At 46.6% G+C, this 4,107-nt stretch carries 7 protein-coding genes; 3 read left to right on the top strand and 4 right to left on the bottom strand.

The features are described 5' to 3' along the window. The coding region (gene crcB, locus B7Y67_RS12105; RefSeq protein WP_293598863.1) for a fluoride efflux transporter CrcB at positions 1-365 on the top strand (365 nt) is incomplete at its 5' end. A 23-nt stretch (positions 366-388) separates the two neighbouring features. Here the strand turns inward: crcB and B7Y67_RS12100 are convergent. From B7Y67_RS12100 to B7Y67_RS12090, 3 genes are read right to left on the bottom strand one after another with little or no spacing between them, the layout of a single operon-like run. After that, the gene (locus B7Y67_RS12100; RefSeq protein ID WP_293598862.1) at positions 389-910 is read right to left on the bottom strand and encodes a chromate transporter; all 522 of its coding nucleotides are present in this window, start codon (positions 908-910) and stop codon (positions 389-391) included. Next, a complete protein-coding gene (locus B7Y67_RS12095) occupies positions 907-1,446 on the bottom strand; it encodes a chromate transporter (RefSeq protein ID WP_293598861.1) in 540 nt (179 codons plus the stop codon). Before B7Y67_RS12095 ends, B7Y67_RS12100 begins: the two co-directional genes overlap by 4 nt. A gap of 7 nt (positions 1,447-1,453) precedes the next feature. Continuing rightward, entirely contained in the window at positions 1,454-2,428 is a 975-nt protein-coding gene (locus tag B7Y67_RS12090) for a D-2-hydroxyacid dehydrogenase family protein (protein ID WP_293598860.1), read from the bottom strand. Positions 2,429-2,502: 74 nt separating this feature from the next. On the opposite strand from B7Y67_RS12090, the gene B7Y67_RS12085 reads away from it, so the two are divergent. Then, on the top strand, positions 2,503-2,805 hold the full coding sequence (locus tag B7Y67_RS12085; RefSeq protein ID WP_293598859.1) for an antibiotic biosynthesis monooxygenase: 303 nt from the start codon (positions 2,503-2,505) through the stop codon (positions 2,803-2,805). 11 nt (positions 2,806-2,816) lie between these two features. On the opposite strand, the gene B7Y67_RS12080 is transcribed toward B7Y67_RS12085, so the two are convergent. Then, positions 2,817-3,584, bottom strand: coding sequence for a sulfurtransferase (locus B7Y67_RS12080; RefSeq protein WP_293598858.1), 768 nt, complete (start codon positions 3,582-3,584; stop codon positions 2,817-2,819). Positions 3,585-3,687: 103 nt separating this feature from the next. Here B7Y67_RS12080 and B7Y67_RS12075 point away from each other — a divergent pair. Further along, positions 3,688-4,107 (top strand): carboxymuconolactone decarboxylase family protein (locus tag B7Y67_RS12075; protein WP_293598857.1); only part of this gene is annotated, 420 nt, incomplete at its 3' end.

Below are 4,107 nucleotides of genomic sequence, written 5' to 3'. Positions count from 1 at the left end.
TTCTTGCAATCTTCTGTGGTGCGGGTCTTGGAGCTTTGCTAAGAGCGGGATTTAATCTTGCAACAGTGAGTCTTGCAGCGACACTTCCTTTGGGAACTTTTATCTCCAATATGGTTGGCGGCTACTTGATTGGTATTGCGGTAGCTTTTTTTGGTAATAACCCCAGCCTATCCCCTGAATGGAAGTTATTCATCATCACCGGTTTCTTGGGTGGCCTCACCACCTTCTCCAGTTTTTCTGCTGAAGTTGTTGGCTTTATGCAGCGCGGTGAAATGACATGGGCATTGGGTACTGCACTTTTAAATTTGTTTGGTTCGCTCGCCTTAACCCTCCTAGGTATTCTGACCTACCAGGCGCTGAAGTAATCTTCTTGATTGGGTCGGGGCTTTTAAACAAGTCCCAGGATGCCTAAGATTGCACCGAGCCCGATGAGATATAAAGGGTGCCAGCGAGTAAAAACAGTAACCCCAATGGTGATGAGTGTGAGTGCATATGCGGCATAGCTGTGATTAATTTGTAGTGCAATCTGCCATGCTGAAGAAAGCACTAAGCCAATGGCAAGAGCTGCCGCTGCATATTGAATGGACTTCTTTTTATGCTCATCCTTCATTCTCAAGAAAAGACGCTGCAAGTGATACACCAAGATAGAGGAGGGCCATGAAATAGCAATAGTTGCAATCAGCCCCCCTAAAACTCCATAGATATGCCAGCCAATCAGTGTGACTGTCATGAAGTTCGGCCCTGGAGCGGCTTGAGCAATTGCAAAATAATCAGCAAAAGTTTGAAGGTCTATCCAATGCTCTTGGTAAACAGATAAATTGAGCAAGCTAGGAAGTAAGGCATTTACTCCGCCGAAAGCAATCAGCGAAAAAGCAGACATTTTGAGAAACAGGCTCAGCAAAATACTCATAGTTTGCGAGCTTTCTTTTGCGCCAAAATCCAAGCAAGTGGCGATGCAATCAGCACCACCCAGCCAAGCCCCAACTGGTAGTAACTGGCAGCAATGACAGTCACGAGCACCACCAGGAGCATTGCTGGAAAGCGCAACTCATCACGCAACATCTTGATGCCTGTAGAGGCGATTAAGCCAACGCCAACGGCAGATATTCCTCGAAGAGCCCCTTGAGCTGATTCCAAATAGCTATAGTGGGTATACAAGAGTGCCAATAGCATGACGATGCAAATTGGCCCCAATGTTAGGCCTGCAACTGCTGCAAAAGCACCCCTGGCTCCACCAAAGCGTGAGCCGATACACACGGCTAGGTTGACGACATTTGGGCCGGGAACAATTTGGCAGATACCTAGGATGGAGCTGAACTCTTCAGACGTAAGAATTTTGTCTTGTTCAACTAGCGTGCGTCTCGCCCATGGCAGGACACCACCAAAACCAGACATACCGATTTTGCTGAAGCTGATAAATAATTCTGTTGTGGTAAGTGTCTTCAAAGAATAATTAAGGCTCAAATGGATGCGGTAGCGGCTTGTGCTCGAGCCATGCCTCAAGAGTATCAATAATTCCTTTGGAGAACATTGCAAAAACAGGCTCAGCCACAAATCCTAGGTGAGGCGTGGTGAGTAAATTGGGTATGTTTCTTAGGGCATCATTTATGGGGAGTGGCTCAATCTCAAAAACATCAATCGCTGCTTGACCGGGTCTACCAGCGGCTAGCGCTTCTTGTAGGGCCCGTGTATCAATGAGGGCGGAGCGTGAGGTATTCACGAGTAGCGCGTCGGACCGCATCATCGCTAACTCTTGGGCGCCAATCAATCCTTTTGTTTTTGGCCCGGCCACCAGATGCAGACTAATAACCTTAGATGTTTTCAGAAGCTCTTCTAGACCGACCGACTTGGCATTTTGGGCAGCAGCTCGTTCAGTTGTCATATTGGGGCTCCAAGTAACAAGCTCCATTCCAAAGGCTTGCCCCACTTTGGCGACAGCACTACCGATTGAACCTAAGCCAATAATTCCAAGACGCTCACCAGACAGCATTGGTAGAACAGAGAGTTCATCGCGCCAGCCACCTGTGTGCAACAAGTTATTTTGGCGAACTAAGTGTTTTGAAGCGCCTAGGATTAAAGCCCAAGTTAACTCGGTAGTAGTTTCCTTGGAGGGGCCTCCTGGCGTGCAGGCAACCGGAATATTGCGTGAAATCAGGGCAGATGCATCTAGGGTGCCGTTACGCTTGCCGGTAAATAGGAATAACTTCAGCTTCGGAAGGCGAGCAATCAGGGCTTCATTAAAGGGGGTGCGATCCCTCGCCAGCACAATGACATCTGCATCTTTAATTGCTTCATATAGGGCTTCACCGTGAAGGGGTTCATGGTGAATGGTGATATGGCACTGCCGATCTACTTTTTCCCAATTGGAAAAGCGACGGAGGGCGCGCTCATAGTCGCCAAGAATGACAACATTAGGTAAATTAGCCATGTCTCTCGAATCGTTATTAATTATGCTGTTTGAGTTTACTATCTATCTTTATTGATTTTTATAAAGGAATACCCATGATTTTGGAACACTGCGATATAGAAATTGATCCTAGTAAGTCTGCCGAGTTTGAAGAGGCCATTTTGCATGGCGTCAATACCGTGATCTCCAAAGCTAAAGGGTTTCGAGGATTTAAGGTAAATCGTACTATTGAGAGCCCAGCGCGTTACTTATTACTAATTTATTGGGACAGCTTGGAAAATCACACTGTGGATTTTCGGGGGTCAGCAGCATTTGCTGATTGGCGAGCTATTGTTGGCCCTTTCTTTACAAAGCCACCTTTTGTTGAGCACATGACTTTGGTAGGCAAATCCGACTAAGTTTTTAGTATTTAAGTGGTTTGTTTTTTCCGAATAGAGCGCTCTAGTGGGATAGAGTCCAGGTTGGGCTCTAGAGCCTCTCTCTCATCAAATACAAAACAGCTCCCAGTGTAGTGGTCTGAGCCAACTTCCTCGAAGTATTTAAGGATGCCGCCCTCTAGCTGATAGCTATGCTCCATACCAATCTCACGCATGTAGAGACCGGATTTTTCGCAGCGAATTCCGCCAGTGCAAAAGCTCACCAATGTTTTATCGGCTAGCGCATCTTTATGCGCAGAGATTGCTGCTGGGAATTCTGTAAATTTCTCGATATTGAAATGCAGTGCATTCTCAAACGTCCCATACTCAACTTCGAATGCATTGCGCGTGTCCACCATGACTACAGGGCGACCTAAGTCGTCCGTTCCGCGATCGAGCCATTCTTGTAATTTCTTCGGTGTAATGAAATTTGCACGACCCTCTTCAGGGCGAATCGCAGGGTGATTCATCCGAATGATTTCATTCTTAATCTTGACCAACATTTTTTTGAATGGTTGTGTTTCGGACCAGCTATCTTTTGATTCTAGTAATTTGAAGCGTGGATCTAATCGAAGCCAATCCAAAAAACTCCGTAGATCTGGTTCGCTACCAGCCAAGAACATATTGATGCCTTCACCTGTTAAGAGGATGGTTCCCTTAAGTTGCCGAGCGTTGCACTCTTCAAGAATTTTGGTGCGCAATTCAATCAGATTGTCTAGGCTGACAAATAAGTAGGCGGCTATGTTCAGAATCGGTTTCATGGCAAATATTTTGTGTCGATTGCGACATTATCGAGGAAGATGGTATTCGAGTGATAATCTACGATCCTACAGACCCAATCCCATTAAAACCCAAAGAGCACCCATGTCTGAACGTTTAATCCCTTACCAGCCTATGGATTTGGCAGAGCCGGCCGAGCTAGTCGCCGCGATTCGCCAGCGTCGAGGTGGCCAATTCATCAATTTAGACCGCATGCTGTTACACAGCACCCCTATTGCTGAGGGTTGGAATCATTTTGTTGGCGAGATACGCAATAACCTCTCCTTGGATCCAAAGCTACGTGAGCTGGCAATGTGTGGGGTAGCTGTTCTCAATGGTGCTGAGTACGAGTTCTTTCATCATGCCCCTCCATTTATCAAAGCAGGCGGTACTGAGGAGCAAGTAAAGGCGCTGCGTTTAATTGGTCAACCCAACTTCCCAACAGCCTTGTTCTCTGCACTTGAAAACGATGCCGTAGAGCTGACTTTTCAGATGACTCGCAATATTCAGGTTGATGGCGATCTG

It is taken from the genome of Polynucleobacter sp. 35-46-11 (assembly GCF_002281105.1).
Note: the sequence above shows the minus strand (reverse complement) of the source record. Positions and strands in the feature narration are given on the sequence as shown.

What these genes read in the sequence shown, in the direction of transcription:
- B7Y67_RS12100 (WP_293598862.1), bottom strand. Translation starts at nt 910, where the DNA reads ATGAGTATTTTGCTGAGCCTGTTTCTCAAAATGTCTGCTTTTTCGCTG.
- B7Y67_RS12090 (WP_293598860.1), bottom strand. Translation starts at nt 2,428, where the DNA reads ATGGCTAATTTACCTAATGTTGTCATTCTTGGCGACTATGAGCGCGCC.
- B7Y67_RS12085 (WP_293598859.1), top strand. Translation starts at nt 2,503, where the DNA reads ATGATTTTGGAACACTGCGATATAGAAATTGATCCTAGTAAGTCTGCC.
- B7Y67_RS12080 (WP_293598858.1), bottom strand. Translation starts at nt 3,584, where the DNA reads ATGAAACCGATTCTGAACATAGCCGCCTACTTATTTGTCAGCCTAGAC.